Source organism: Candidatus Berkiella aquae (assembly GCF_001431295.2).
In the GTDB taxonomy this organism is placed as follows: Bacteria; Pseudomonadota; Gammaproteobacteria; order Berkiellales; family Berkiellaceae; genus Berkiella; species Berkiella aquae.
Map to the genome: position 1 here is coordinate 109,464 of NZ_LKAJ02000001.1, position 23,572 is coordinate 133,035.

The following is a 23,572-nucleotide window of genomic DNA, read 5'->3' on the forward strand; positions in this document are numbered from 1 at the left end:
TCCTGAAAATAAGACTGTTAAAAATCCAGGTAAGTGATCGTTATTAACGCGGAGAAGGAGGGGGGCTTCCTTTGCTAGGAGGTGGGATTGGTGGTTTATTATCGGCATCTTTGGCTGCGACGCGTGTCCCCGTTGCTGTTTGTGACTGATTAGGCGCTGCATTTTGTTGTGGTGTGTTAGCAGCAGTGACTGAGACGGGTAGAGGAATAGGAGGAGGCATGGATGAGAAGTGAAGTCCTGCCCTTGAACTGGGTCGATATCCACCGCCTGCCGCACTAGCATGAGATCCCGGGCCTCCTACTCTTGAATGATGACTCGATTGAAATAGGCTCGGTGGCATTTTGCCCTTTAAAGAAGAGGGTGCAGGCAGCTCATCATCAAAGCTAGGAGCAGAGCCTGTTTCAAGCAGAGGCGTAATTAAAGCTTGAAGTTTCAAAGGATTGGTAGTTACCGAAACGGTATGACAAAACTTGATCATATCCATCAGCATTTGACGGGTACTGAGCATCGAGCGCTCAAATTGAGGACCCGTATCCGCCGGTTTTCCATCAAGCGTCAGATAAGTGCCGGGTTTGGCTCCAAGCTTCATCACTTCAAGTGGATCAATAATTTTGATCATGCCTCGAGAATCAATTAAAAGTTGTAAATCAACGATAACGATTTCATTTTTTTCCAGCTTGGCACGAATGTCTTCTAATTGTCGATATAATAATCCGGCTTTATCTTTTGCTGCAGCAACTGCGGTTGGATTGGCTAAGTTCTGTGCAATGTTCTTTTCGATTTGTGTTTTTTTGAAGAACCATGCTTCATTCGAAGGCATTTCAACACCTAACAAAACCGAAGGAAGTGTGGTTTTAATTGTTTTGGGATCTTTAGCATCAACAAAAGTATGATTAGGGATCGCTTCCATGAGTACTGCGTATTTATCTTTACCATTAATATCAAAGATATTGCCATGAACGGTAAGCGCAGGTAGTCCCGCTTTGGATAAAAGCGTTAAATTCTCACATTCACTCTTCAACATCGCTAATGATTTAGGCCCTGCTTCTTTGACGACAGCAACAGCTAAATCGGGGGTTACTTGAATAATACGTTTAAAAGAACCTTCGCCTAGAATACCTTTTGGATTCATACTTAATGCGGTGTATTGCGCTTTTACAGTTTCCTGTATGCTCGTGAAGTCTACGGTTGTTGATGCTTGAGGTCCTCCCATAGCAACCGTCATAGAGGCTACAGGGGGTTCATTTCCCTTTATTTGTGCTTGTTCTGTTGTTGGCGGCGGCATGCTCGGGGCAACAGAAAGGGTTGCGCCTGTTGGATTTGGCGCCTCTGGCATTTTGGCACCTGTTTGCAGTGTCACAGGCGCATCATTTTTGGCGGGGGGTGGACCTTCTGCTGCCATTTGTTACCTCAATGTTTAATGAGGAGTGCTTATTTCATAAGCTAGTTCAAAGAAATACGAAATGGCAAAGTGATTGCTGCGTTGTCATAAAATATTTTTGGTAGAAAAGAAGAGTGTATTATCGTTGATGTAGAGGATGGCCGCCGCATGCCTTGGATAGCTTTGGCCAAGAGTTTTCTCTAAGGCTATTTTTTAAAGGTAATTTTGCTTTGCAGGGTTTGATCGTCGAGTTTGGCCGTAAAATGCTTATTCATTCTTCCTCTGAAAATTCTAAAGAATAATCCTTGTTTTACTGCAAGAGCGCAAGAAAATGCTTCTAAACCAGAAATGTTAGCGATGAATTTAATTTGTGCTTTAGTTTCTTTGTAGGCTGTAGATGCTTTGACACGATTTTCAACCACATGAGGAACGACGGCGACATTAAGATATCGTTCTTGATTTTCTACCCCTTGGGATAATTTTTCACATTTAAGTTTGGTACGTTTGAGTTGAGCTAGCAGCGTTTCTTGGCATTGCATAAAATCGAGAGACATTGTTATTCCCAATTAAATTTAAAATTATAGCTATCTTACAAAATAAAAACAATAATGCATACTATATGTTATGTTATGTTATGTATAAGCAGATCCCAGAATATATTGGCGCACATACAGCCTTAATGCAGGGGTTAAGTACTTTAAATGATGATTCAGAAAAAAGCACTTGCTAAACTTTGGGCCTTTATCTCGATAATTTGGATATTCATTATTGGGGAGCTATTTTTGGATGATGAAGATCTTTATAGCTGGATGATTATGTTATTACCTCCCCTCATTATTGGTATTTTAGGAAAACTGAGCATTAGTGTTTATGAACATTATAAAGCAAAGTGAATATCGCGAGAAACCCCACAGACTTATTCTTGTTGATAAGATAACCATAAATCACTGATGGGGCCCTTTTCACTAAGTTCAGCGGTACGTCACTACGGATAAACAGGTTACTTACTCTTGCAGGTAAGATAACCATAGATCGCGTACGGGACCTGGTGTATTCAATAATTGTGTTGTTGGACCATTTGCTATCACTTTTCCATCGCTTAACATAATAATGCTATCGAATTTGGGGAGTAAATGGAGTCGATGTAAAGAGACTAGCATGGCAGTTTCAGGAAATGCCTCAATAACACCCGATAGAATATCTTTTTCGGTGGGTAAATCAACACTACTGGTTGGTTCATCCATTAATAGTAGTGAGCTAAATCGCGCAGCAAATAATCCTCTGGCTAAAGCGAGGCGTTGCTTTTGCCCAACAGAAAGGTTTAAGCCTTTTTCACGAATGTCAGTATCAAGCCCTTGTGGCAATGTTTCCAAAACGTTACCAAAGCGCGCAAGTTTAACCACTTGTTGAATGTCACGGTGAGATGCAGGCAAATCCATCGTAATGTTGAATAAAATGGTATTTTCAAATAATTCTGGGTCTTGAGGTATTAAGGTAGTTATCGCTTGCAATGGTTCAAGCGTATCAAAATCAATGCCATCAATTTTTAAACTAACGTGGTTTGGTGTATAAAGACTACACAGCAAGTTTAATAAAGTACTTTTGCCGCCACCACTTTTGCCAATCAGAGCAATTTTTTCGCCGCGTTTAATATTAAAAGCGATTTGGTCAAAAATTTTCGCTTGTCTTGGGGTTGAAGCATGCGCAAACGTAAGATGATTAATCTCTAATGTATGCCATAGTCGTGCTGTTTTTGCACCTTGGGGTAAATGAGCTAATTGCTTAATATCCGTTAAAATAGGGTCGATGCTACTGATGTCCGTATTCATGCGCACAATTTCGCCACAATGATAGCTTAAATCTTGAAAAACACTATTCAATTCCCATTGATAGCGGAAAATCATGACAACCAAACCAATCATGATGGCGTTGTTGGTATGTAAGTTTTGTACAATATAAGTAATGAGAATAATCGCTTGAATGATAGACAGCGAGTTCATCATCGTAAACCATTTTATTTCATTTAAGACATTTTCTTTATGAAAAAATGGCCAAATCATTGACATTCGGGTTAATAGATTATTATGGGTTAATTCTCCTAAACGCAAAGTTAACACAGTTGTCATATTACTAATGTAATCAAAGATAACAGCGCCTACTTTGTTTTCAACATCGTTTTCAGCCGCATAAAGCGGGATCAATCTTTTATCAAATAAAAACACGATGGCTATGACGATCATTGATGAAAACAAACTGATTAGCCCAACCGGTAAAGAGATCCATAATAAAAAGCTGATAGAAGCGACAAATCTAACAATAGTTTCGATGTAGATAAATTGATTTTCAGCAAATCGATGTAATGCGGTTGAAGCACGATTTATTCGAGTAATCGTATTGCCGGAGTGATGGTCATGGTGCCATTTCAACGGAAGATGCGTGAGCTGTTCATACAGATTTGATCTTAAGGATTGTTGTATTTTAAGTGCAACTTTACGTTCTATCACTCGTGCCGGTCCATGAAAGGCCCAGAAGATGAGCAATACCGCAACCCCAAAGACCAGCCAATAAATAACCTGATTTAATTGATGCGCTTCAAAGTGTTGCAAAACATCAATAGCACGACCAAAAGCATAAGGGCTTAGGCTCAATGCGCCTTGCGCAAGTACATAAGCGATGTAATACCCGATAATGGCCTTACGCATAGAAGCGCCATAATGCCAAACTGCGGCAATTAAGCTGAAATAAGGATTTTTTAAAAAGTGTTCGAAGTACATATAAACCTCTTGAGTAACAAGTCCAAAGGGAATTGGTATCACACAAAAGGGTTTATTCGTATTGATTAACAATGACTATCAACTAAGCCACAAATAGGTGTGATACTTTTAAAGGTTGATAAGAATTCTCATGGGATTAACTCCTGATAAGTTGTAGTTGCAATGCTAGCAACAAACATGAACATTGTCTAGCGAGTGAGGATAAGTGTGGATTTTAAGCCTATCAACGGCAGAAGCGCTACAAACTCGATTTCGTAAATAGGTAATTTGTATTGCGACAAATTACCTATTTTCTGTTTTTAATCTTTAATGGTTCGACAATGCAACTTGCCTTCATGTTTTTGGCAAGTCCCCGTGAACTTAGTATCATCTTTAATATACATGCAGCCAGCACCTTCTTTGCTCGCTTCACAGGCCTGATAGGCTTGTGTTGCAATATTATCCATCGAAGGGGGTGGTGGATTGTTGGGATTGTTAGCTGCAAATGTGCTGCTCATTGCTAGTGAACATAACGTGAACAGAAAAATAAATTTGTTTTTAAACATTATTAATCTCCTGATAAATGAAGTGTATTTACTCGTTATAAAATATGGGTTCTCTTAAAATATAGTTGAGAAAAAGAAGTGAGAATGCCAATTAATGAAAAATACTATATAAATTCAGTATCAAGCATGAAAAAACTCACACAATACCGCACAAATAATCCAAATATTATGTTAAAGTGCTCTATTTTGCACATAGAGTTTTCTTCATGTTAGAACAAAAATGGCTATTCTCCTCGTACTCAAACTCTGAAAGCGCAATCTTAGTTAGCATTTGGCAAAATGATTTGCTTACTTTAAAGCAGCATTTAAAAATATATGATCCCAATAAAATTAAAAATATCCCTGCGCTTTCGGTCGCTAAAATGCTCAATCGTAAAGAGTGCATTCAGCTCTTATTAAAATACAAGGCTAATCAGTCATTCGCAGAGCGACATGACCTTTTGCAATCCTACAGTTTATTTCTTGCTCATAATAAAGTATTGAAAACCCAAAAGAGACTTGCTGATAACACAACGGTAGAATGTTCGATTTCGAGATCAGTCTCACTTCCAACATACGGAATTGGCCTTATCAAGCAAGGCTTAAAAGCTTATTATCAAGATAAAAATAAGAAAATAGACGCAGCCATTTTTCAAAGAACAAAACAGTTATTAACACAATCATTAGAAAACTATTTTTGTGAATCTGTTTTTAATTCACAAGCCATTTTTGAACAAATAATAAGCGGTAAAACAACATATGTGAATTCTGGGTGGCAAGGCGACATCGATCATGTGATTGGGGTTATATTTCATAAAAATCATTTGATTGTCGGAGATGGTTTACACAATCAAATTGCCATTTATGATGTCAAACCAAGCACGATTAATCATGCTGATATTCGGGCGTTACTGCGTTGTCCTCAAGGTTCAGTAGCACATCAAAATTTAATTAATAAAATCACACAAAATAAAAAACCGCGGTATCAATTGGATACACAAACCCAAAATATGAATTGTGCTATCTTTAGCCCACTCTCTGTGCTTCAGGGATTGTGGTATCTTTTACTTAAAGAAAAGGGCCTGGTCCATAAAGATGCAGCCAATCGTGCTAAATTGATGAGAGAGCATTTTCATGAGTTTATGAAAAGTCGCCTTACGGCCAAAATGGAAAATGCTGACAAATTACATCAGGATGTTGAAAACTCTTTGGTTATTCAGCATCCGATTAAATTAAGCATGTTAACTGGTGTTATTGTGTATGCTGGTATTAGTCTTGCAACGGGGCTATTTGCAACAAGCTTCGCATTCTTAGGCTTGTTAGCTGGTTTTTTAGCAACCTATATGCTGTCGACGTTGGTAAATAAAATGAGAGAGAATAAACCAAGCACCCCTTTGTCAAAGAGGGTTTCTGTTGGTGGCGCACCTTCTCATGAGCGAAATATCAGTAAGAATGATCCTCATTACTTGAATTTGCATAAAAAGCAAACAAAAAATCAGGTGGCGATGACGCCGGCTAAAAGACAGGTGGTTAAACCTCGTCATCGATAATCAACTTTGGAAAGCGCCAACGCAAGTTGGCGCATATCCATTATCTTAGCTTTGCGATAAATTGACGAGTCGATTCAAGTTCACTATCGGTCGTATTTTTGTGATTATCACGTTTTGCATGATTAACCAAATAGCTAGATGAGGTTGTTGGTGGCATGGTTGCCTTAATCGCATCCGCTGCAACGGTTGTTGCAGTGCTACTGGTTGAAGGTTGTGAAACTGGTGTTTCGGATGTTCTTAACATTGAGGCAATAAAACCGAAACCCATTCCTGCGGCACAAACAAAAAAAGTTGTTAAAGATAAAAAGACGGGGAAAATAGCATAACTGATACCGAGGCCAAACAGTGCGCCAGCGATGAGATAGCGATTTCTTGACGATGCTCTGTCTTGCTCTAATTGTTTTAGACGCTCATTATCAATAGCTTTCTGGTCTTCTTTTGCTTTTAGTTCTTGTTTTACTTGTTCTCGGCGAGGTTTTAAAATGGCATCTAAGCGTTTCTGTTCTTTTGAGCTTAATAGGTCTTTAGGAAAAGTGACAAAAGTTGCCTCGGGATTCCTTTCAATTAAAGTAATTATTTTGTTTGGCCAGTCTTGAGGAAGATGGCAATCTGTAATGATTAATGTATCTCTTTTTTTCATGCCTTTAATATCATTATTAAATGACAGTACAATATTTCGAAGACCCTCAACATGTGAAGAAGTAGAGGAACTTTTATCGATTGTATGTTCACCCTTTTGGATAGTGTCTTGGCTTGAGTTTATTGTCCATGCAGCGAAAAAGACAGGTTTATTTTCAGTTGGCATGATTATCCTCCTAATAACGGAGTTGCATTATAGAAGCTTTATTGCCTATTTCAAATTATTTATAGAAAGTCTCACCCTCTATGCGGCAAAACTTTCATCATGCTGTTAGCTTGTGCTTTGGTTAAACCAAAAAGGATGTTACCTCTTCTTTGTAATTCATATCCGCTCCTTGTTTTAAAGTTTAATCATTTTAACTAGTAGTAATTGTGGTAATCTCATCGCCATTTCATAAGCATTGGCATCACTTACTTTTCCTTCAGGAATAGGTTGAGGCTCTGCAAAATGATTGATTAAGAAACCAGACGTCATGCCAGCATTCAGGTAATCAGAAATTGTACGCTTATATTTTTTGACTTTTAAACCTTCCCCCAAATCAGAAATTCGTTCGCCTTTGTCATAATAATTTTCAAGTATCCATGTATCTATGTTATTTTTGCTTTCTTTAATCGCATGAGCGCGCAGTGGATGTGAAATAGAAAATAAGCATTCTCCCTGTGGTTTTAAGATCCGATAATATTCATTAAAAACAGCGCTGAGGTTGTGTATATTCTCTAAAACATAATTGCATATAATATAATCAATGCTATTTTCTGATAGATGGGTTTCATAAAGATTACCCAAGTGGTAAGTAATATCTAATTCAGCAGGTTTTTCGTTCTTGGCAATATTAATCATCGTCTCGCTAATATCAATGCCAATCACCCTAGCCCCTCTTTGAGCTAACCGTGTCGCATAAATGCCCGAACCGCAGCCGGCGTCTAATAGCGTTTTGCCAGCCAGATCCTCATTCAATAAAGCTAAAGTTGCTGGTACTTCTAGATATTCGTTAAATAACCGCCCTTTACCAGTTCTCGATTCATGATAAGCTTTACCAAAAGCATTATAGGATTGAGCGACTTCGTTTGCTTCTTGTTTATATTGCTCTTTCTCACTCATTCATTGTTCCATGCATTCAGAATTATGAAATTTTACTAACATATATAATATTCTTAAAAATCCATTGACCTTATAGTTACTATATACCCTATCTTAAACCAAGAGGAAAAATAATGTCCCGGTGGTATGTAAAAGAGTTAAGCAAATTGACGCAGGTGTCGGTGCAAACATTGCATCATTACGATCGCATTGGTTTGCTTAAACCCTCTCTTAGACTTGCCAATGGGTATCGTTTGTACTCTGAGAAAGACTTGTTAACACTACAGAGAATTATCGCATTAAAATTCTTTGGTTTTGAATTGGCACAAATTAAAACGTTACTCAGTACAGATGTTGGCATGATGGAACATTTTTCCGTTCAATCAAAATTACTGGAACAAAAAGCAACTGCATTATTTGAGGCAAGTCAAACACTAAAAAATATTCTTGTAAATTGTGGTCAAGATGAGTCTATTCCTTGGGAAAAAATGATTCAATTAATTGAGGTATATCGTATGACACAGCAACTCGAACAAACATGGGTAGGCAAGATATTAACGCCAGTTGAATTAAAAGAATATGCAATTTTTGAGCATGAATTAAACAAACGATTGACGATTTCTGAAATACAATCGTTTGAGCAGCAATGGGCTGATATCATATTTGAAATCAAAACCAATCTACATAATGACCCTAATAGCGAGATTGGTATCGCTTTGGGCAAACGTTGCATGGACTGGGTCAATGCTTATTACGGTAAAAAGCATGTTGCACTACGAAACGCAATTTGGGAAAAGGGGTTAAAAAGTGGGCAAGCTGAAGAAACCAATGGCTTATCTGTAGAGGGTTCTATCTGGCTTGATAAAGCAATTTCAGCATACTATCGAGACCGTATTCTGCAGCTGCTCAAGCAAATTGAAACACTTCCTCATCTAACACTAATAAAGCAATGGGATGAGTTGCTGATGGATATGCACGGCGATGAGCCAAATCCTCAAAATGAGATTATTGATGAAATCATGCAGGCGAATACGACAAGCCAATTGATTAAAAGTTGGCTTAAAAAATACTCAAAAGTAGCTTTGTGATATTAGGGGTGTCAAGTCGTACTTGATGCCTCTTAAATCTAAGCGACAGCACTTCATTATCATGCTATAAATGTTCTAATCATTTCTTTTGAGGAACATAGACCGTGAGCAATACGTCTCAAAACCATGCTTCGGCCATACTGTCAATTACCAACCTGAATAAGACGTATGCGAGTGGGTTGCATGCCTTAAAAAATATTCATCTCGAGATAAATAAGGGAGAAATTTTTGCACTACTTGGGCCCAATGGCGCAGGTAAAACAACCTTAATTAGCATTATTTGTGGGATCGTTAATCGTACCAATGGAGACATTTATGTCAAAGGGTATGACATTCTGGCAGATTATCGAAAAACGCGTTCCTTAATTGGATTGGTGCCCCAAGAGATAGCAACAGAGTCTTTTGAAACGGTTTGGGATACGGTTAACCATAGCAGAAGCTTATTTGGCAAACCAAGAAATCCAGAATATATTGAAAAATTATTAAAATCATTATTTTTGTGGGAAAAGCGTAAAGAAAAAATAATGACACTTTCTGGTGGAATGAAAAGAAGGCTTATGATTGCAAAAGCGCTTGCACATGAACCTGAAATTTTATTCTTAGATGAGCCAACGGCAGGTGTCGATGTTGAGTTGCGAAGAGCGCTGTGGGGATTGGTTCATCAATTAAAAGCATCTGGCGTCACTATCATTTTAACAACACACTATATTGAAGAAGCCGAAGAGATGGCTGATCGAATTGGTATTATTCATCAAGGTGAGCTTGTATTGACTGATGAAAAAAAGCAGTTGATGAAAAAATTAGGCAAGAAGCAGCTTCATTTGCAACTCAAGCATGCGCTGACCATAATCCCCGAAGGGTTGTCTTCCTTTAATCTTAAGTTAATGGATGAAGGACTCACCTTGATGTATACATTTGATGCACAGAAAAATGATAATCATATTGTGGAATTGATTAATAGCTTAAATGCACAGGGTATTCATTTTTATGATTTGAGTACCACACAAACATCTTTAGAAGATATCTTTGTTCAAATAACGAGTGAAACATGAACTATCGAGGCGTCCTGTCTATTTATCAATTTGAAATGGCTAGAACTTTCAGAACCATCGGGCAAAGTATTGCGGCTCCGGTTTTACTTACCGTATTATATTTTATTGTGTTTGGTTCAGCTTTGGGCAATCAAATCGCTAATATAGATGGCATTGCTTATGGGGCATATATTGTACCTGGCCTTATGATGTTAACGGTACTCTCAGAAAGCGTATCCAATGCGGCCTTCGGTATTTATTTCCCGCGTTTTACAGGCACTATTTACGAAGTATTATCTGCTCCCATTTCTTTTGTGGAAATTATTTTAGGCTATGTGGGTGCAGCAGCAAGCAAATCCATCATGGTCGGTCTTATTATTTTATTAACCTCAAGTTTTTTTGTTGATATCAACATTGTCCATCCGTTTTATATGCTTGGCTTTTTAATATTAACGGCTATTTCTTTTAGTTTACTGGGTTTCATTATTGGCGTATGGGCCAATGGCTTTCAACAGCTGCAAAATATTCCTTTACTCATCATTATGCCTTTATCTTTTTTGGGAGGCAGTTTTTACTCTATTAAAATGCTCCCTCCTTTTTGGCAAAAGGTATCTTTAATTAATCCGGTGGTGTATTTAATCAGCGGCTTTCGTTGGAGCTTTTATGGTTCAGCCGATCTCAATATTGAGATAAGCTTAATTATGATTAGCTTATTTCTAATCGCGTGTTTAGCTATTTTATATTGGATATTCAAAACAGGTTATCGGCTGAAGAGTTAACCGCATAAAAGTTCGAATATTATGCATTTATCGTGTATAGAATAATGTTTATCTTGCTTTTGTGTTATTCGAAGATGATTATCTATAGAATACTTTCGAATAGCATCCAGCTGAGATTTAATAATGTTAAACTTAAACGGTAATCTTACCGCCACTCAAGATAATAATCATCTTGATATTGCAAATGCACCAACTTGCGCTGCGTTAGCTAATGGCAATAATATATTGCAAGATTTCATCACCATTCAAGCTGAAATCGACAGAGAAGATGGGATCTATGAGTACATTGATGAGCAAACTGGCAATATTATTTCTTATGATGACTATTGGGCGAAAAAACGCTTTGAATCACAACCATTTTATATTCTGGGGAAACTAGCGCGAGTTGCCGTTGACAATATATGCCATCAAGTTTCAAGCATGGCGAGTCAGGCATTTTCACAAGTGAATTATGTTATTGATTATGTTAATTGGATGAACAGTGACACCAGATCAATTGATGACGCGATTTTAACGAATGATTTATCAATGCTTAGAGCATTTTCAGAGCATCCCAATCGATACGTGAGAGAATACTTAAAAAATGCATTAGAAGATCTAAGTTCATTTGATCGAGATTTATATGCACAGTATAAAAAGTTATCTACTAAAATTGACCAAGCAATAAAAGAAGCACAAAGATTAAATAAACCTCTCATGATATTAATTGGTGAAAATCACTATGATCGAAATGCATTGCTTGCTGAAGATTTAATATTACACATCCTTGCTGAAAAACAAATTTCTAAGCTATTGTTAACGGAAGCATTTTTTAAGCAATATTATTTAGATATCTCTGAAAATCCTGTCGCAAATCATCTTGAAGACGAAGCAAAATCTTTAGGTTTTAATAAAGTTCCAATGGATTATGCGGCTTGTGGGCATATCCATTTTATCGATCCGCCTGAATGTGAAAGCACGCAGCACAATTATAAAAATTCACGAACAAGTACATCCGTTGAGGGAATGAAAGTAAGAAATGAAGTGATGGTTGATGTTGCGATTGCATCAAAGGGAAAAGACCCCGTGATTGCTATCGTTGGGATTTGTCACGTGGATGGTATGCTATTAGACACTCCATTAGTAGACCATTATCATATATTGCCACTATCAACAGTAGATAGAGCTGATCAGCAATGTCAATCGTATACTGAAGAACCAATAGATACAGAAGCATTTAGGCAAATGATTCATGAAAGAAAAAATCATCCCATTCATAATCAAATAGAAAAGGTATTACTATTTTCTAACCATCCTTACGCTAAAAAATTGTATGCTACCAATCAAATCATGGTGCAAAAAGCAAGAGAAATTCACAAGCTTTCAAGAAATACAACGCCTTAAACGAGTAGTACATTAAAACCATTTTGAGTGATATTATTGAGAGCTGGCACAGTCATTTCTTATTTGGGTCGGATGACTCATTGAAGGAAAATATAATAATGAAGCCCTATTTTCAGAGCAAAGCGCAAGAGCTTTCTTTTATTGGAATTGTCCTATTTGCCTTTATTGCTTTTTATGTGGAAACCGATATTTATACACCAACTTTTCCAGCTATGATGAGCTATTTTGCAACCAATGAGCAAGCAATCCAGTTGTTAATAAGCATGAATTTTTTAGGATTGTGCCTATCTAGCCTCTTTTTTGGTCCAGCATCCGATGCTTATGGCAGAAAAGCTATTTTATGCACAGGTTTATTCATCTTTATGCTAGGAAGCTTTGGGTGTTCGCTCACCAGCTCTTTTGCTTGGATGGTATTTTATCGCCTACTACAAGGACTAGGTTGCGGAGCCATTGTGAGTGCAGGTTTGGCAATGTTTTTTGATGTATTCACAGCAGAGAAGTCAGCACGATTGGTTGCTTTATGCAATGGTTTAGTTGGGGGATTAATGGCACTTGCTCCGATGATAGGTAATTGGATTGGATTACGATGGGGATGGCGAGTGAATTTTTATCTCATTGCCGCTTTGGTAACGTTGGTGTTTTTTGCCTATCTTTTTTACATTAAAGAAACGTTACCTAAAGAAAAAAGAACGCCATTACGTGTTTCTACCATTTGTCGCAACTATGCTTCTTTACTGAGTAATTTTCCTTTCGTAGCACATAATATGATTTGGTGCTTAACTTTTAGTGTCATCATTGTATTTATCGCTAATCTCTCTTTGATTTTTATTGATTACTTACAGGTTGATAAAAAAATATTTGGTTATTATCAAGCAAGCATTATGGGAGCTTTCTTTGTAGGTAGCTTAGCGGGTGCACGCCTTATTAAAACACGAGGGATGTTTAGAACTAAAATGATCGGAAATGGTTTTTATTTAGTGGGTATTATGAGCTTAAGTATCCTTTCATTTAGTCATAATGAATCACCTAATTGGCTTATTGCTTCAATGACGTTGGCCAGCTTTGGTTGTGCCGCTGCAATAACCATTAGTTTTAGTTATTCTATGAATTTCATTGGTGATAACCTTAAAGGTTCTGCGATGTCACTAACCCAATCATTAAGGCTATTATTAACATCGGGTTTGATTTGGATTGCCGCTCATTACTTTGATGGTAGTACTATACCAATGAGTCTTTTAGCCATTGTCAGTAGTGGCATTAGCATATCGCTATATGCCTGCTTATATAAACGTGGAATGCATTTTGTGCGACAAACAAGTATCACAGCATAAGAAAGGCTCGCAATAATTGCGAGCCTTCGTGGCTTAACTAAACATATAGCCCTTTCTTTTTTCTGCTACCTTTTGCTGTTGTTCAGCTTCACTCAGATGCGCATATTTTTCAGGAACAAGTAAAATGTCATCTAATTTCTTCTGTTCTTGTTCATCATCACAATTAAATAAAATATTATCATCCGTGCCAGGCAGTACCCGGGTTCGGTGTTGATATAGCGTTAAGATAGGATGAGGTTGTCCTTCTTTCCACCAATTCAGTTGTTGATGGCATGATGGGCATATTTCAACAGGGATTTTCAGTGCTTTTATTTTTTCATCTTGCTCTGGCGTGCGATAAAAATAATGGAGATGCCTACATCGAAAGAATGAAGAAGCTTATCGTGTTAGAAGTGTTTTAACAAGCTGCATACACCCTGCTATTTTCTTGCTTGAGTTATTTTCTCATCTGATAAAGGCGTTAAAATTCCTGAAACAGAAGTCGGTTTGCCATTATGATCTCGATAGACATTACCACGAGAATGTGTCCAAATATAAGTGCCATTTTTGCAGAGCAGACGAAATTTAATATTGAAGGGAGCATCATTTTCAAAAGCTTGCTTAACCGAGTCCCACACTTGGTCGGCATCATCAGGATGGATGAGTTTGGAGAATGATTCCAAATCATTCAATTGAAAATCCTCCTTTGCCGTATATCCTAAAATTTCTTTATATCGCTCATTAATATATATTTTATTAGTAATGCAATTCCATTCCCATAATCCATCTTGCACATTTTTGATCGCACGTTCAAGCCGATATTTATTGCTCTCCAATTCTTTTAAAACCAAATTACTTTCAATTTCACTTCCTATCCATTGGGAAATAATATGAATAAAAGTTTTTTCAGATTCTGAAAAAGGTTCTAAATGGGGTTTGCCTTTAAAGTAGCAAATTGTGCCATAGGGCTTGCCGTGAACATAAATAGGGCATGCAATTAAACAACCAATTTTATAATCATTTAATATCAAAGGTTGCTTGTCAGGAATTCTTTCATAAGCGACTAAAATATGTGGATTAAAAAATCGTGTGGTATTCGCATTTAAAGCAAAGTGACCGCCGGCGCGCATGACAGAATCGTCTTCTGAAGTATAAAAGGCAAGAAAGGTATGATCTTCAACCTTGCCCATGATACCTTTGGGCATATGAAAATAAGAACAACCTAATTGAATAATTTGTTTTATCTTTTGAGGTAATGGCAAGGATTTGTTTGCATTAATATTATGCAACTGCTCTAACATGTGTTGATATTTCTTTTGCTCGGAAATATCATGCCAGATTGCTAGTGAAACTTCCTTTTCATCAAGCATAATAGAAGTTATGCTTACCTCGATAGGGATCTCTACTCCATCGAATCTTTTTAAGATCCAATTAAATTTAACATAGCCTGCTTCTTTGAGTTTTGCTTCGATAGCTGTTCTCTTAACCTGAGGAGAGATATTGTCTGCTTGAGTAACCGGTGAAAATTCAGAAGGGTGGTGGTGTTTAAGTTGCTCTTTGTCATAACATTTTAGCATCTTAAGGACGGCATCATTACATTCGATAATACCTTCATCGTCAAAGATAAGATGTGCATCGGTAGAGAGTTCAAAGATTTTTTGGAATCGATCATTTGCCTTTATTTTTTCTTTTTGTAATTGTTTTTGCTCATTAATTCCGCGCATTAAAAGAATGATAAATCCAAAAAGGATCAAATAAGATGAAATGGCCGCATAAAAGTTAAAATGAAAGAATCGATCTCTTGCGTGGTCACTCAATGTGTTTCGGTTTTTTAATAAAGTTTGTTCGACATTGATCATGTTATTGATAAGCTGTGAAATTTTTGTGTCAATGCTTAAAAAATGGCTATTGTCAATGTTGTTTTCTACCGCCAATGGAGTGGTTGAATTTTTCTCAATCAATTGTTTAAAACTGACATACTGCTCATGGAGTAATGGCTTGATAGCAGCGACGGTTTGTTGTTGAATAGGATTGTCATTCGTTAATTGTTGAATGGCATTTAATTTGGCGAGCACATCGGCGTTGTTGTCGATAAATGATTTATTGCTGCTGCGCAAATAATGAATATAATTGAGATTATTTTGTCGTAACTCACTTTGTAACTGTGTAAGATTCATGATGACATCATAGGTATGTTGAGTCCATTGGCGAGTAGATTGCATATCCTCAATAAAACGATAGAATAAATACCCTTGAATTATCATCAAGGTTGTGAGAATAAATAGTATAAATTTAATGTTTAATCTCATTATCTTCATAAAAATTAAACCTCTAGTAAAACCTTAGTAAAGATTACGAGAAAATAGACTGGATAAAAAACTTATTTTTAGGAAAATATTCCTGAAATGTCGTACATCTTGATCACATTATTTTAACGAATTTAGCAATTTCCTTGCAGGAAAAAATGCTAGAAAATTTGCTGCTAAATTAATGAGTTTTGTAAATGCTAAATCAAATGACAAATAAATAACAACCAGCTAATGTAAAAGTTTCCCACCAAGAATAGATCATCTTCAAGGTGATTCTCTATCAATGATAATTTGCTATTTATCGAGTCATTTATGCTATTAATCCGTGAGGTGTTATCAGTGTATTTACTTATTAAGTGAAACTTGGATAAAGAGAGAATTTGCAGTAATCTATTGGAAAAGATTTGATGAGGGAATGCATGAATAAATCAAACGTTGCGCCAATAAATAACCAATGGGAACATAGTTATCTTGAGCTTCCCAATGAATTTTATTCTGTTATTCAGACACAGTCTGTGCCTTTACCTGAAATTATCCTATGGAATCAGCCTTTGGCAAACGAGTTAGGACTTGAGAATTTCGATGCACAAATATTAAGTGGCAGCGTCTTACCCCATGGCGCGAAGGCTGCAGCTTTAGCTTATGCGGGGCACCAATTTGGTTATTTTACCTTATTGGGCGATGGCCGTGCGATGTGGTTAGGCGAACAAGTCGCACCCAATGGAAAGCGATACGATGTTCAATTAAAGGGTTCAGGACCAACCCCTTATGCAAGGCGAGGTGATGGTAAAGCAACCTTAGGCCCAATGTTAAGAGAGTATCTCATTAGCGAAGCCATGCATGCACTTAAAATCTCAACCACACGAAGTTTAGCAGTGACTAGCACGGGTGAGCAGATATATCGAGGCACATTGCAGCCAGGGGCTGTACTCACTCGAATTGCTGCAAGTCATATCCGCGTAGGGACTTTTGAATATGCTGCAACCTTAGCCTCTCCTGCGTCCCTGCAATCATTACTTGATTATACGATAAAACGTCATGTTCCAGAGGAGCTACAATCCCAAGGTGCTTTGGGATTGTTAGAGTATGTCAAGCAAGCACAAGTAACATTAATCTGTGAGTGGTTGAGAGTGGGGTTTATTCATGGTGTGATGAACACTGATAACATGGCAATTAGTGGACAAACCATCGATTATGGCCCTTGTGCGTTTATGGATGAATATCATCCTGAAACAGTTTTTAGCTCTATTGATCATCATGGGCGCTATGCCTTTGCCAATCAACCCAATATCGCGCAGTGGAATTTTATTCGTTTAGCAGAATGTTTATTACCATTTTTACATGAAAATAAAGATAAAGCAATTAACATAGCACAACAGCAGATTGAAGAATTTGCACAACTTTTTGCAAAACAGTGGCTGCAGATGATGCGCCAAAAATTGGGTTTAGTGAGTGAGGAAAATCAAGACGAGCTACTGATTCAACGATTGTTAACTATCATGCAACAGCAAACATTAGATTATACCAACACCTTTAGGGCATTATCTTCAATAGGTGAAGGGGGGGTAAATGCCTCGTTATCACCTCATTTGCGAGATTGGTGTCAGAGCTGGCAAGCGCGCCTTGCAACTCAAGGATTATCGCTGCAGGAAGTGACACATTTAATGAAAATGAAGAACCCAGCGCTCATTCCACGAAATCATCAAGTTGACAAAGCATTGAAGAGGGCGATTACAGGCGATTTATCATGGTTCAATCGATGTTTAGAAGCCTATCAGGAACCGTATCACGATAATCCCAAGTTTGATGATCTAAGACAACCACCAACCAGTGAAGAAAAAATCGGTGAAACTTTTTGTGGTACATAAATGAATATTGATGATTTAGGTAATTTCTCTTTTGAGGTTGAATGATTTGAAGATGGAAAGCTCTAAAGGGAAGAGAGGTTCTCTTTGATAAGAACCTCTCTGAATGAGTTACTTTTTGCGACGTGCTTTCTTTTTACGCGCTAAATCTTCGTCCTCAGCATTTTTCTCTTCATTGCGTGCATTCGTATGATGTTTTTTAAGGTTTGGCGTGATAGCTTTGGGTAGCTCTTCTAAAGAAGCGGCAATGGCTTTTTGGAAATCTTCATCATCACTTTCATCAGTAGCGACTGGGGCGGTGGCTTTCTTTTCAGATTTCTTAGGTGTATTTTTTCTGGTTGATGCGAGTGTTACTGGGCGTTCATCATCTTCTTGTGACTGCTGAGCTTGATGAGCTGCGACAGATTGACGCAATGCTTCCGCTAAATCGGCATCAAAAGCATCTGCTTCTGATTGTGCCAAAGCTTGTTGCAATAAATGATCGGAAAGTTGCGATTCTCTGGGGTGCGCTGCAGTTAAAGCGGCATCAATATTTTCTATTCGTGAGTTTATTGAAGAGTGGTGGGATAGGCGAGTTGGGGTGGAATAAGTAATCGCAGGAACGGCTGTGGGTCTTGGTCTTAAAGTGTCTTCATCAGGAAGCGCTTCAATTCTAGGTTGTGAATGAGCTAACAAGGCGAGTCCGGCACGAATATCGTTGCGATTAAAAGCGGCATTTAACTCCTGGGCTAGATTATTAACGCCACTCACAATATTTTGACGAATGGCAGTGCGCTGTTCTGGGGTTAATGCGCGGTATTCATTATAAATACGTGCCGCTAAGCCGAAAGTGACATTAGATAACGTTTGCCAAATTTGTCTTAAGGCAGCACGATCTTCCTCTGCCACCCCTAAGGTAGCTAACATAGAATCTGGTGACAAGACACTACTTAACATCTGATAAAGTCCTTAATTTCGTTAGAAAAATGAGATACTAACAATGAAGTTGTTCGAATACAATTGGAGAATGGTAAGTTGTGAAAAGAATTAAAAAAACAGAAAATGGCAATCTCGTTTGAAAAAATAAAAGGGATCAATCAATGAAAACGTTAAACTACACACAATTAAATTTCGTTGCTGGTGGGATTTGTGAAGAATTTTATGAAGCCAATGTACCACTCGATTATTTGCCGATTGTTGCCGCCCACCTTAAATTGCTGAATAAACATCAATTTGATCCTAATGCGATGTTACAAGCGTTAAGAGAGGCAGGGCTTGATACCTCCCTCGTGAGTGTTAACGTGGGTGTCCTATGTTATCCCAGCTAGAATTTACTGCATGGCTAGGAAAATTACGAATTGACGTGCTCCCTTTGATCGAGGGAGCGTTTGATTTTTCCAGTACCCTATCGGGAGAAAGTGTGACATTACATTTGCCAATACCGGTGAGTGCTTTAACATTTGATGTGGATGATAAGCTGGTAAAAATCGAAATGCGATTACCTGGAAGCTGGGCACAATCCTGGCTTACACAATATCACCTCGATGGTAATCCCCCACTAAAGGGGCAAGTACTTAGCAAAATCGGTGTTCCCACTGTTTCTATTCCCTATCCCATTAGTATGGGTGTACAAGAACAATGGCTTTACAATCATGGAAACTATTGGTTCTCTCTGAAGTTTGAAGATGAAAAGTTAACTTGTATTTCACTGCTTTTACCGCATTTAATTAATGACACGATTAAAGGTAGAAGTATGCCAATTAGAACCTGTAAGGGATAATTCTACATAAGCTGTCAATTCATACTGGTAGCAGTTTTACCTGAAATATTTGCAGGCACTTTCAAAGATAGCTGCACGCTATACTTTATAAGTATGAAGAAAATAATTCCCATACCTCTAGCGGCATTACGCCCCGCTTGCAATCCTGTTCAATTTCAATTTGATTCTACCGATCAAATCGATGAGCTACTTGAAAATATTGGCCAAACAAGAGCACTAGAGGCACTTTCATTTGGTATCCAAATGCGTCAGCGGGGATATCATATGTTTGCAGCCGGGCCTTCAGGTTTTGGTAAAAACTACTTCATTCGCCATTATCTACGCAATGTAACCAGCAAAGAAATTTCGCCAGATGATTGGTGCTACGTTTACAATTTTCATTTGCCGCAAAAGCCGATTGCTTTGCAATTTCCACCGGGTGTCGGTGAAATATTTAAACAGCAAATGAAAGAATTGACCGATCATTTGCATTATGCCATTCCTTATTTATTTAATAGCAGAGAGTATCGCTCACGTATTGAAAAAATAGAATTGAAATATAAAAGCATGGAAGATAGATATTTTTCAAAAATACAAAAAGAAGCTAAAAAAAATGCTTTAGGGATTGTTGAAACGCTAGGTAATTATGAAGTGGTGCCTTTAGTCAATGATGAGCAAATGACAGAGGCACAATTAAATGCACTGAGTGAAAGCGAAATTAAAGAGCTCAAAAATAAAATGAATAAAATAAGAGCACGTTTAGATAAAATTAAGGAAGATATGCCAGTATGGTATAAGCAAAAGCATGAACAACTCAAAGAGATCAGAAATGACTTTTGTAATACATTGGTTAGTTCTTTAATCGGCCCCATTAAAGAAAAATATACGGATTTGAAAGTGCTTAGTTATTTAAGAGATGTACAAAAAGATATTATCGAATTCCCAGAAAATTTTATGCATAAAGATGTCAGCGACAATGAGCATAATATTGATGGCCCATATAAAAATGAAGCATTACTTCGTTATGAAGTGAATGTGATTGTTAGTAATCATAAAGAAAAGCATGCGCCCATCGTATTTGAACGACACCCTAATTATATTAATTTGATTGGGCAGCTTGAAGGCACGGCTCAACATGGAGTACCGATTAGCGATCATACTTTAATTAAACCAGGTGCATTGCATAAAGCGAATGGTGGCTATTTGATGTTAGAAATCAAAAAATTGATGAATGACATCCATGCTTGGAACAGCTTAAAACGCATTCTGTTAGAGCAAAAAATTGCGATAGAACCTCTGCAATCACAAAGTGGTTCTAATTCAACTCAATTGCAACCAGAGCCGATCCCTTTAAAAACCAAAGTCATTTTGCTTGGCGATCGTTATCTTTACGATGAATTAGGGCAAGATGATGACGATTTTAATAAACTATTTCAAGTGCTAGTCGATTTTGAAACAACCATTGAACGAAGTGATCAGCATGTGCAGCAATTCATACGCTATATTGCAAGAATCATTAAAAAAAGAAAGTTATTACCTTTTCATCGAAATGCCGTCGCTGCAATTATTGATAATTGTATTCGCGCGTCAGGAAATTCGCTCAAAATAGCTTTACAACGTAGCAGCATTGTTGAAATGTTAGAAGAATCAAGTTATTGGGCAACAGTGCGGTCACAGTCTTGTGTCATGAAGGAAGATGTCGATAAAGCAGAATCTGCAAGGATGTATCGTATTGATAAAGTTCGCAAAGAATATTATCAAGATATTTTATCGGAAGATATTTTAATTGATTTAGAAAATGAAGTCGTCGGCCAGATTAATGCGATAACGGTTATTCACTTGCCTAATTTTGCGTTTGGTTTGCCAACGCGAATTACGGCTTCAACACGTGCTGGTAAACAAGCCATGATTGATATTCAAAGGGAAGTGAATTTAGGGGGGGCGAACCATTCCAAAGGTGTTTTAATTCTTTCAGGATATTTAAAAGGAAGGTATATTAACACGTTGCCGTTTTTCCTCTCTGCAAGTTTGGTATTAGAACAAACCTATGGGGTGGTTGATGGTGATAGTGCTTCACTTGCGGAATTGTGCGCCTTAATTTCATCCATTACTCAGATCCCGATAAAGCAATATTATGCGGTCACGGGTTCTATCAATCAGCATGGTGCCGTGCAGGCGATAGGTAACGTGAACGAAAAAGTTGAAGGATTTTTCGATATTTGTCAATTACAAGGGTTAACTGGCAAACAAGGCGTACTGATTCCACCAAGCAATGTAAAGAATTTAATGCTCAAGCAAGAGGTGGTGGATGCGTGTAAGCAGGGCCACTTCCATCTTTATGCAGTACCCTCGGTTGATGTCGCGTTGAGTCTCTTAATGGGGAAAGACCCGGATGATATCCACAAATTGTGTGAAGAAAATTTGACTCAATTTTCAAAGATTGGCAATAATTTTCTTCCGCCAGAGGACTAAGTGGAACTGCCAGTTTTTAAACATCAATGATGCAGTTGATTATTCGTTTATTGATCCAGATTTTTAGGAATTTTATATGGGAAAATGGTCAGATAATGAAGCTTTAATGAGATCAAGCGTTAGACAAGAGATTATTAAAGCCTTATGGGAAAAAATTAAGGTTAATGGGCTTGAACAATTCAATATTTTGAAGATAGTGCTAGGACTACTTGAACCAATAGAACAAGGTTATCTTGAAACTGAGTATTCGAGAAAATTTGATGAAGCGGTACACAAAGATGATTTTATGACATTTCAGCAAATCATTGAAAACACATTGCGACGAACAGCAAAGAAAAAAGTATTATCTAGAACAAGTGATAGCGTTACATTAGGTGATATTGAAGATGAAGTCGATAAAACATTAGCAGAGATCCAAAGCGGTGAACATTTAAGTATGCCGTTGGTTGATGAAGTTGATCCCATGATTACGCCAGAAGATATTGCTGACTTGAAAGAATATATGGATGAAATTCAATTTTCAGGTTCCGTATCTATTTTTAATCGCGATCAAATGTATCCGCCACTTGAGCAAGAAAAATTTGGTGATAATCCTATATTCTCTATTCATTCAGTCGCGAAAGTATTTACCGGTATATTACTGATGAAAATGATAAGGGATGGCATTATTTCTGAGGACGATATCGATAAACCCATTCAATTAAGCGATTCGGTTTTACAAGAACTCTCACCAGCAGTGCAAGAACGCTTATCACACGCAACATTAAAACAAATTATGCTGCATCAAAATGGGTTGGGTGATTATCTTGATAATGCATCGGGACATGCTGCTGATATCGAGCAAAAGCTCAATGCAGGGCAAGCGGTGCCTGAAATTAAATCAAGCCACGATCTGTTGAAATATGGTGAAAAGAAAGTATTAAATCCATTAGGTCAATTCAGTTATAGCAATCTAGGTATGTTGTTACTTGGATTTGCGATTGAGAAAAAATATCAAGATGCACAACAAGCCAAGGGTGAAACGCCATCGCTGGGTATCGATGAAATCATGCGCCATTTTGTTAAAGAGGATGTTGGCTTAAAAGTATTTGAAAATAAACGACCTGAAAAAGGATATTACGCTGAGAAACAACGAAACTTGCAAGATAAAAAACCTGATTATATTAAACAATATGTGTCAGCAAGATATGCAAGCACCGCCGGGGGATACTGGACAACCAATGAAGATTTACAAAGATTTGCACAATGGATAAGAGCAGAATGTGAGCGTGATTCTCGTTTTAAACAACTCATAGAAAGATATGGCGCCGAATTTTACAACCCCCAAAAGCAAGCAGTTGAACACAGTGGCATTCATGCGGATACCGCACATTTTTATACTTCTTTGAGAAATGGTACCACGATTTGTATATTGTCAGATCAAGGCGAACGAGCGGCAACAAATTTAGCGGATATGATATTAAAACAAACGACATGGTATAAATCGCAACGAATCGCTACTGAATTTGAAATAACACCCCAGGTAAGGCCAGTTTCTCCCGCCTATGATAGGGCATTGTCCTTAGCGAGCACCTCGCAACCTGTTGAAGAAACCTCTTTAGAAGTTAAAAAAGATAGCGGGAATAAATTGGGTAAATGAACAGCCATG

General features: G+C 37.6%; 20 protein-coding genes. 12 read left to right on the plus strand and 8 right to left on the minus strand.

Annotated elements, in window-relative coordinates; all coding sequences use genetic code 11:
* Positions 1–43: 43 nt before the first annotated feature.
* Together HT99x_RS00500 and HT99x_RS00505 are read right to left on the minus strand one after the other, a co-directional pair.
* Positions 44–1,402: a hypothetical protein gene (locus tag HT99x_RS00500; protein ID WP_075067574.1), complete on the minus strand. Its 1,359-nt coding sequence runs from the start codon at positions 1,400–1,402 to the stop codon at positions 44–46.
* A gap of 185 nt (positions 1,403–1,587) precedes the next feature.
* Complete coding sequence (locus tag HT99x_RS00505) at positions 1,588–1,935, minus strand: hypothetical protein (RefSeq protein WP_075067575.1); 348 nt, start codon at positions 1,933–1,935, stop codon at positions 1,588–1,590.
* A gap of 147 nt (positions 1,936–2,082) precedes the next feature.
* On the opposite strand from HT99x_RS00505, the gene HT99x_RS00510 reads away from it, so the two are divergent.
* Positions 2,083–2,274 (plus strand): hypothetical protein, encoded by a 192-nt coding sequence (locus HT99x_RS00510; protein ID WP_075067576.1) that lies wholly within the window; start codon positions 2,083–2,085, stop codon positions 2,272–2,274.
* A 111-nt stretch (positions 2,275–2,385) separates the two neighbouring features.
* Here the strand turns inward: HT99x_RS00510 and HT99x_RS00515 are convergent, their stop codons facing one another.
* Together HT99x_RS00515 and HT99x_RS00520 are read right to left on the minus strand one after the other, a co-directional pair.
* Positions 2,386–4,155 carry an ATP-binding cassette domain-containing protein gene (locus tag HT99x_RS00515; RefSeq protein WP_075067577.1) on the minus strand — a complete coding sequence of 590 codons (1,770 nt, stop codon included), beginning with the start codon at positions 4,153–4,155 and terminating at the stop codon, positions 2,386–2,388.
* 299 nt (positions 4,156–4,454) lie between these two features.
* Positions 4,455–4,700, minus strand: coding sequence for a hypothetical protein (locus HT99x_RS00520; RefSeq protein ID WP_075067578.1), 246 nt, complete (start codon positions 4,698–4,700; stop codon positions 4,455–4,457).
* Between the two features lie 206 nt (positions 4,701–4,906).
* Between HT99x_RS00520 and HT99x_RS00525 the strand changes: the two genes are divergently transcribed.
* Positions 4,907–6,229 carry a YoaK family protein gene (locus HT99x_RS00525; RefSeq protein ID WP_075067579.1) on the plus strand — a complete coding sequence of 441 codons (1,323 nt, stop codon included), beginning with the start codon at positions 4,907–4,909 and terminating at the stop codon, positions 6,227–6,229.
* A 40-nt stretch (positions 6,230–6,269) separates the two neighbouring features.
* On the opposite strand, the gene HT99x_RS00530 is transcribed toward HT99x_RS00525, so the two are convergent.
* Both HT99x_RS00530 and HT99x_RS00535 read right to left on the minus strand, forming a co-directional pair.
* Positions 6,270–7,034 (minus strand): cell division protein ZapB, encoded by a 765-nt coding sequence (locus tag HT99x_RS00530; protein ID WP_075067580.1) that lies wholly within the window; start codon positions 7,032–7,034, stop codon positions 6,270–6,272.
* A gap of 174 nt (positions 7,035–7,208) precedes the next feature.
* A complete protein-coding gene (locus tag HT99x_RS00535; RefSeq protein ID WP_075067581.1) occupies positions 7,209–7,970 on the minus strand; it encodes a methyltransferase domain-containing protein in 762 nt (253 codons plus the stop codon).
* Positions 7,971–8,083: 113 nt separating this feature from the next.
* Between HT99x_RS00535 and HT99x_RS00540 the strand changes: the two genes are divergently transcribed.
* The 5 genes from HT99x_RS00540 (at position 8,084) to HT99x_RS00560 (ending at position 13,561) form a co-directional block, all read left to right on the plus strand.
* Complete coding sequence (locus tag HT99x_RS00540; RefSeq protein ID WP_075067582.1) at positions 8,084–9,037, plus strand: MerR family transcriptional regulator; 954 nt, start codon at positions 8,084–8,086, stop codon at positions 9,035–9,037.
* Between the two features lie 104 nt (positions 9,038–9,141).
* On the plus strand, positions 9,142–10,089 hold the full coding sequence (locus tag HT99x_RS00545; RefSeq protein WP_075067583.1) for an ATP-binding cassette domain-containing protein: 948 nt from the start codon (positions 9,142–9,144) through the stop codon (positions 10,087–10,089).
* The gene (locus HT99x_RS00550; protein ID WP_075067584.1) at positions 10,086–10,847 is read left to right on the plus strand and encodes an ABC transporter permease; all 762 of its coding nucleotides are present in this window, start codon (positions 10,086–10,088) and stop codon (positions 10,845–10,847) included. The genes HT99x_RS00545 and HT99x_RS00550 overlap by 4 nt, the downstream gene beginning before the upstream one ends.
* A gap of 123 nt (positions 10,848–10,970) precedes the next feature.
* A complete protein-coding gene (locus HT99x_RS00555; RefSeq protein WP_075067585.1) occupies positions 10,971–12,230 on the plus strand; it encodes a hypothetical protein in 1,260 nt (419 codons plus the stop codon).
* Between the two features lie 98 nt (positions 12,231–12,328).
* Positions 12,329–13,561: an MFS transporter gene (locus tag HT99x_RS00560; protein WP_075067586.1), complete on the plus strand. Its 1,233-nt coding sequence runs from the start codon at positions 12,329–12,331 to the stop codon at positions 13,559–13,561.
* 419 nt (positions 13,562–13,980) lie between these two features.
* On the opposite strand, the gene HT99x_RS00565 is transcribed toward HT99x_RS00560, so the two are convergent.
* The gene (locus HT99x_RS00565; protein WP_083482999.1) at positions 13,981–15,858 is read right to left on the minus strand and encodes a PAS domain-containing protein; all 1,878 of its coding nucleotides are present in this window, start codon (positions 15,856–15,858) and stop codon (positions 13,981–13,983) included.
* 410 nt (positions 15,859–16,268) lie between these two features.
* Between HT99x_RS00565 and HT99x_RS00570 the strand changes: the two genes are divergently transcribed.
* Positions 16,269–17,717, plus strand: coding sequence for a protein adenylyltransferase SelO family protein (locus HT99x_RS00570; protein WP_075067588.1), 1,449 nt, complete (start codon positions 16,269–16,271; stop codon positions 17,715–17,717).
* A gap of 108 nt (positions 17,718–17,825) precedes the next feature.
* Here HT99x_RS00570 and HT99x_RS00575 read toward each other — a convergent pair whose 3' ends face one another.
* Positions 17,826–18,650 carry a hypothetical protein gene (locus HT99x_RS00575; RefSeq protein ID WP_075067589.1) on the minus strand — a complete coding sequence of 275 codons (825 nt, stop codon included), beginning with the start codon at positions 18,648–18,650 and terminating at the stop codon, positions 17,826–17,828.
* Between the two features lie 143 nt (positions 18,651–18,793).
* On the opposite strand from HT99x_RS00575, the gene HT99x_RS00580 reads away from it, so the two are divergent.
* The 4 genes from HT99x_RS00580 (at position 18,794) to HT99x_RS00595 (ending at position 23,563) form a co-directional block, all read left to right on the plus strand.
* Complete coding sequence (locus HT99x_RS00580) at positions 18,794–19,021, plus strand: hypothetical protein (RefSeq protein ID WP_075067590.1); 228 nt, start codon at positions 18,794–18,796, stop codon at positions 19,019–19,021.
* On the plus strand, positions 19,006–19,473 hold the full coding sequence (locus HT99x_RS00585) for a hypothetical protein (RefSeq protein WP_075067591.1): 468 nt from the start codon (positions 19,006–19,008) through the stop codon (positions 19,471–19,473). The genes HT99x_RS00580 and HT99x_RS00585 overlap by 16 nt, the downstream gene beginning before the upstream one ends.
* 93 nt (positions 19,474–19,566) lie before the next feature.
* The gene (locus HT99x_RS00590) at positions 19,567–21,924 is read left to right on the plus strand and encodes an AAA family ATPase (RefSeq protein WP_075067592.1); all 2,358 of its coding nucleotides are present in this window, start codon (positions 19,567–19,569) and stop codon (positions 21,922–21,924) included.
* A gap of 76 nt (positions 21,925–22,000) precedes the next feature.
* A complete protein-coding gene (locus HT99x_RS00595) occupies positions 22,001–23,563 on the plus strand; it encodes a serine hydrolase (RefSeq protein ID WP_075067593.1) in 1,563 nt (520 codons plus the stop codon).
* The last annotated feature ends 9 nt before the right edge of the window (positions 23,564–23,572 follow it).

What these genes read in the sequence shown, in the direction of transcription:
- HT99x_RS00500 (WP_075067574.1), bottom strand. Translation starts at nt 1,402, where the DNA reads ATGGCAGCAGAAGGTCCACCCCCCGCCAAAAATGATGCGCCTGTGACA.
- HT99x_RS00505 (WP_075067575.1), bottom strand. Translation starts at nt 1,935, where the DNA reads ATGTCTCTCGATTTTATGCAATGCCAAGAAACGCTGCTAGCTCAACTC.
- HT99x_RS00510 (WP_075067576.1), top strand. Translation starts at nt 2,083, where the DNA reads ATGATGATTCAGAAAAAAGCACTTGCTAAACTTTGGGCCTTTATCTCG.
- HT99x_RS00515 (WP_075067577.1), bottom strand. Translation starts at nt 4,155, where the DNA reads ATGTACTTCGAACACTTTTTAAAAAATCCTTATTTCAGCTTAATTGCC.
- HT99x_RS00520 (WP_075067578.1), bottom strand. Translation starts at nt 4,700, where the DNA reads ATGTTTAAAAACAAATTTATTTTTCTGTTCACGTTATGTTCACTAGCA.
- HT99x_RS00525 (WP_075067579.1), top strand. Translation starts at nt 4,907, where the DNA reads ATGTTAGAACAAAAATGGCTATTCTCCTCGTACTCAAACTCTGAAAGC.
- HT99x_RS00530 (WP_075067580.1), bottom strand. Translation starts at nt 7,034, where the DNA reads ATGCCAACTGAAAATAAACCTGTCTTTTTCGCTGCATGGACAATAAAC.
- HT99x_RS00535 (WP_075067581.1), bottom strand. Translation starts at nt 7,970, where the DNA reads ATGAGTGAGAAAGAGCAATATAAACAAGAAGCAAACGAAGTCGCTCAA.
- HT99x_RS00540 (WP_075067582.1), top strand. Translation starts at nt 8,084, where the DNA reads ATGTCCCGGTGGTATGTAAAAGAGTTAAGCAAATTGACGCAGGTGTCG.
- HT99x_RS00550 (WP_075067584.1), top strand. Translation starts at nt 10,086, where the DNA reads ATGAACTATCGAGGCGTCCTGTCTATTTATCAATTTGAAATGGCTAGA.
- HT99x_RS00555 (WP_075067585.1), top strand. Translation starts at nt 10,971, where the DNA reads ATGTTAAACTTAAACGGTAATCTTACCGCCACTCAAGATAATAATCAT.
- HT99x_RS00560 (WP_075067586.1), top strand. Translation starts at nt 12,329, where the DNA reads ATGAAGCCCTATTTTCAGAGCAAAGCGCAAGAGCTTTCTTTTATTGGA.
- HT99x_RS00565 (WP_083482999.1), bottom strand. Translation starts at nt 15,858, where the DNA reads ATGAAGATAATGAGATTAAACATTAAATTTATACTATTTATTCTCACA.
- HT99x_RS00570 (WP_075067588.1), top strand. Translation starts at nt 16,269, where the DNA reads ATGAATAAATCAAACGTTGCGCCAATAAATAACCAATGGGAACATAGT.
- HT99x_RS00575 (WP_075067589.1), bottom strand. Translation starts at nt 18,650, where the DNA reads ATGTTAAGTAGTGTCTTGTCACCAGATTCTATGTTAGCTACCTTAGGG.
- HT99x_RS00580 (WP_075067590.1), top strand. Translation starts at nt 18,794, where the DNA reads ATGAAAACGTTAAACTACACACAATTAAATTTCGTTGCTGGTGGGATT.
- HT99x_RS00585 (WP_075067591.1), top strand. Translation starts at nt 19,006, where the DNA reads ATGTTATCCCAGCTAGAATTTACTGCATGGCTAGGAAAATTACGAATT.
- HT99x_RS00590 (WP_075067592.1), top strand. Translation starts at nt 19,567, where the DNA reads ATGAAGAAAATAATTCCCATACCTCTAGCGGCATTACGCCCCGCTTGC.
- HT99x_RS00595 (WP_075067593.1), top strand. Translation starts at nt 22,001, where the DNA reads ATGGGAAAATGGTCAGATAATGAAGCTTTAATGAGATCAAGCGTTAGA.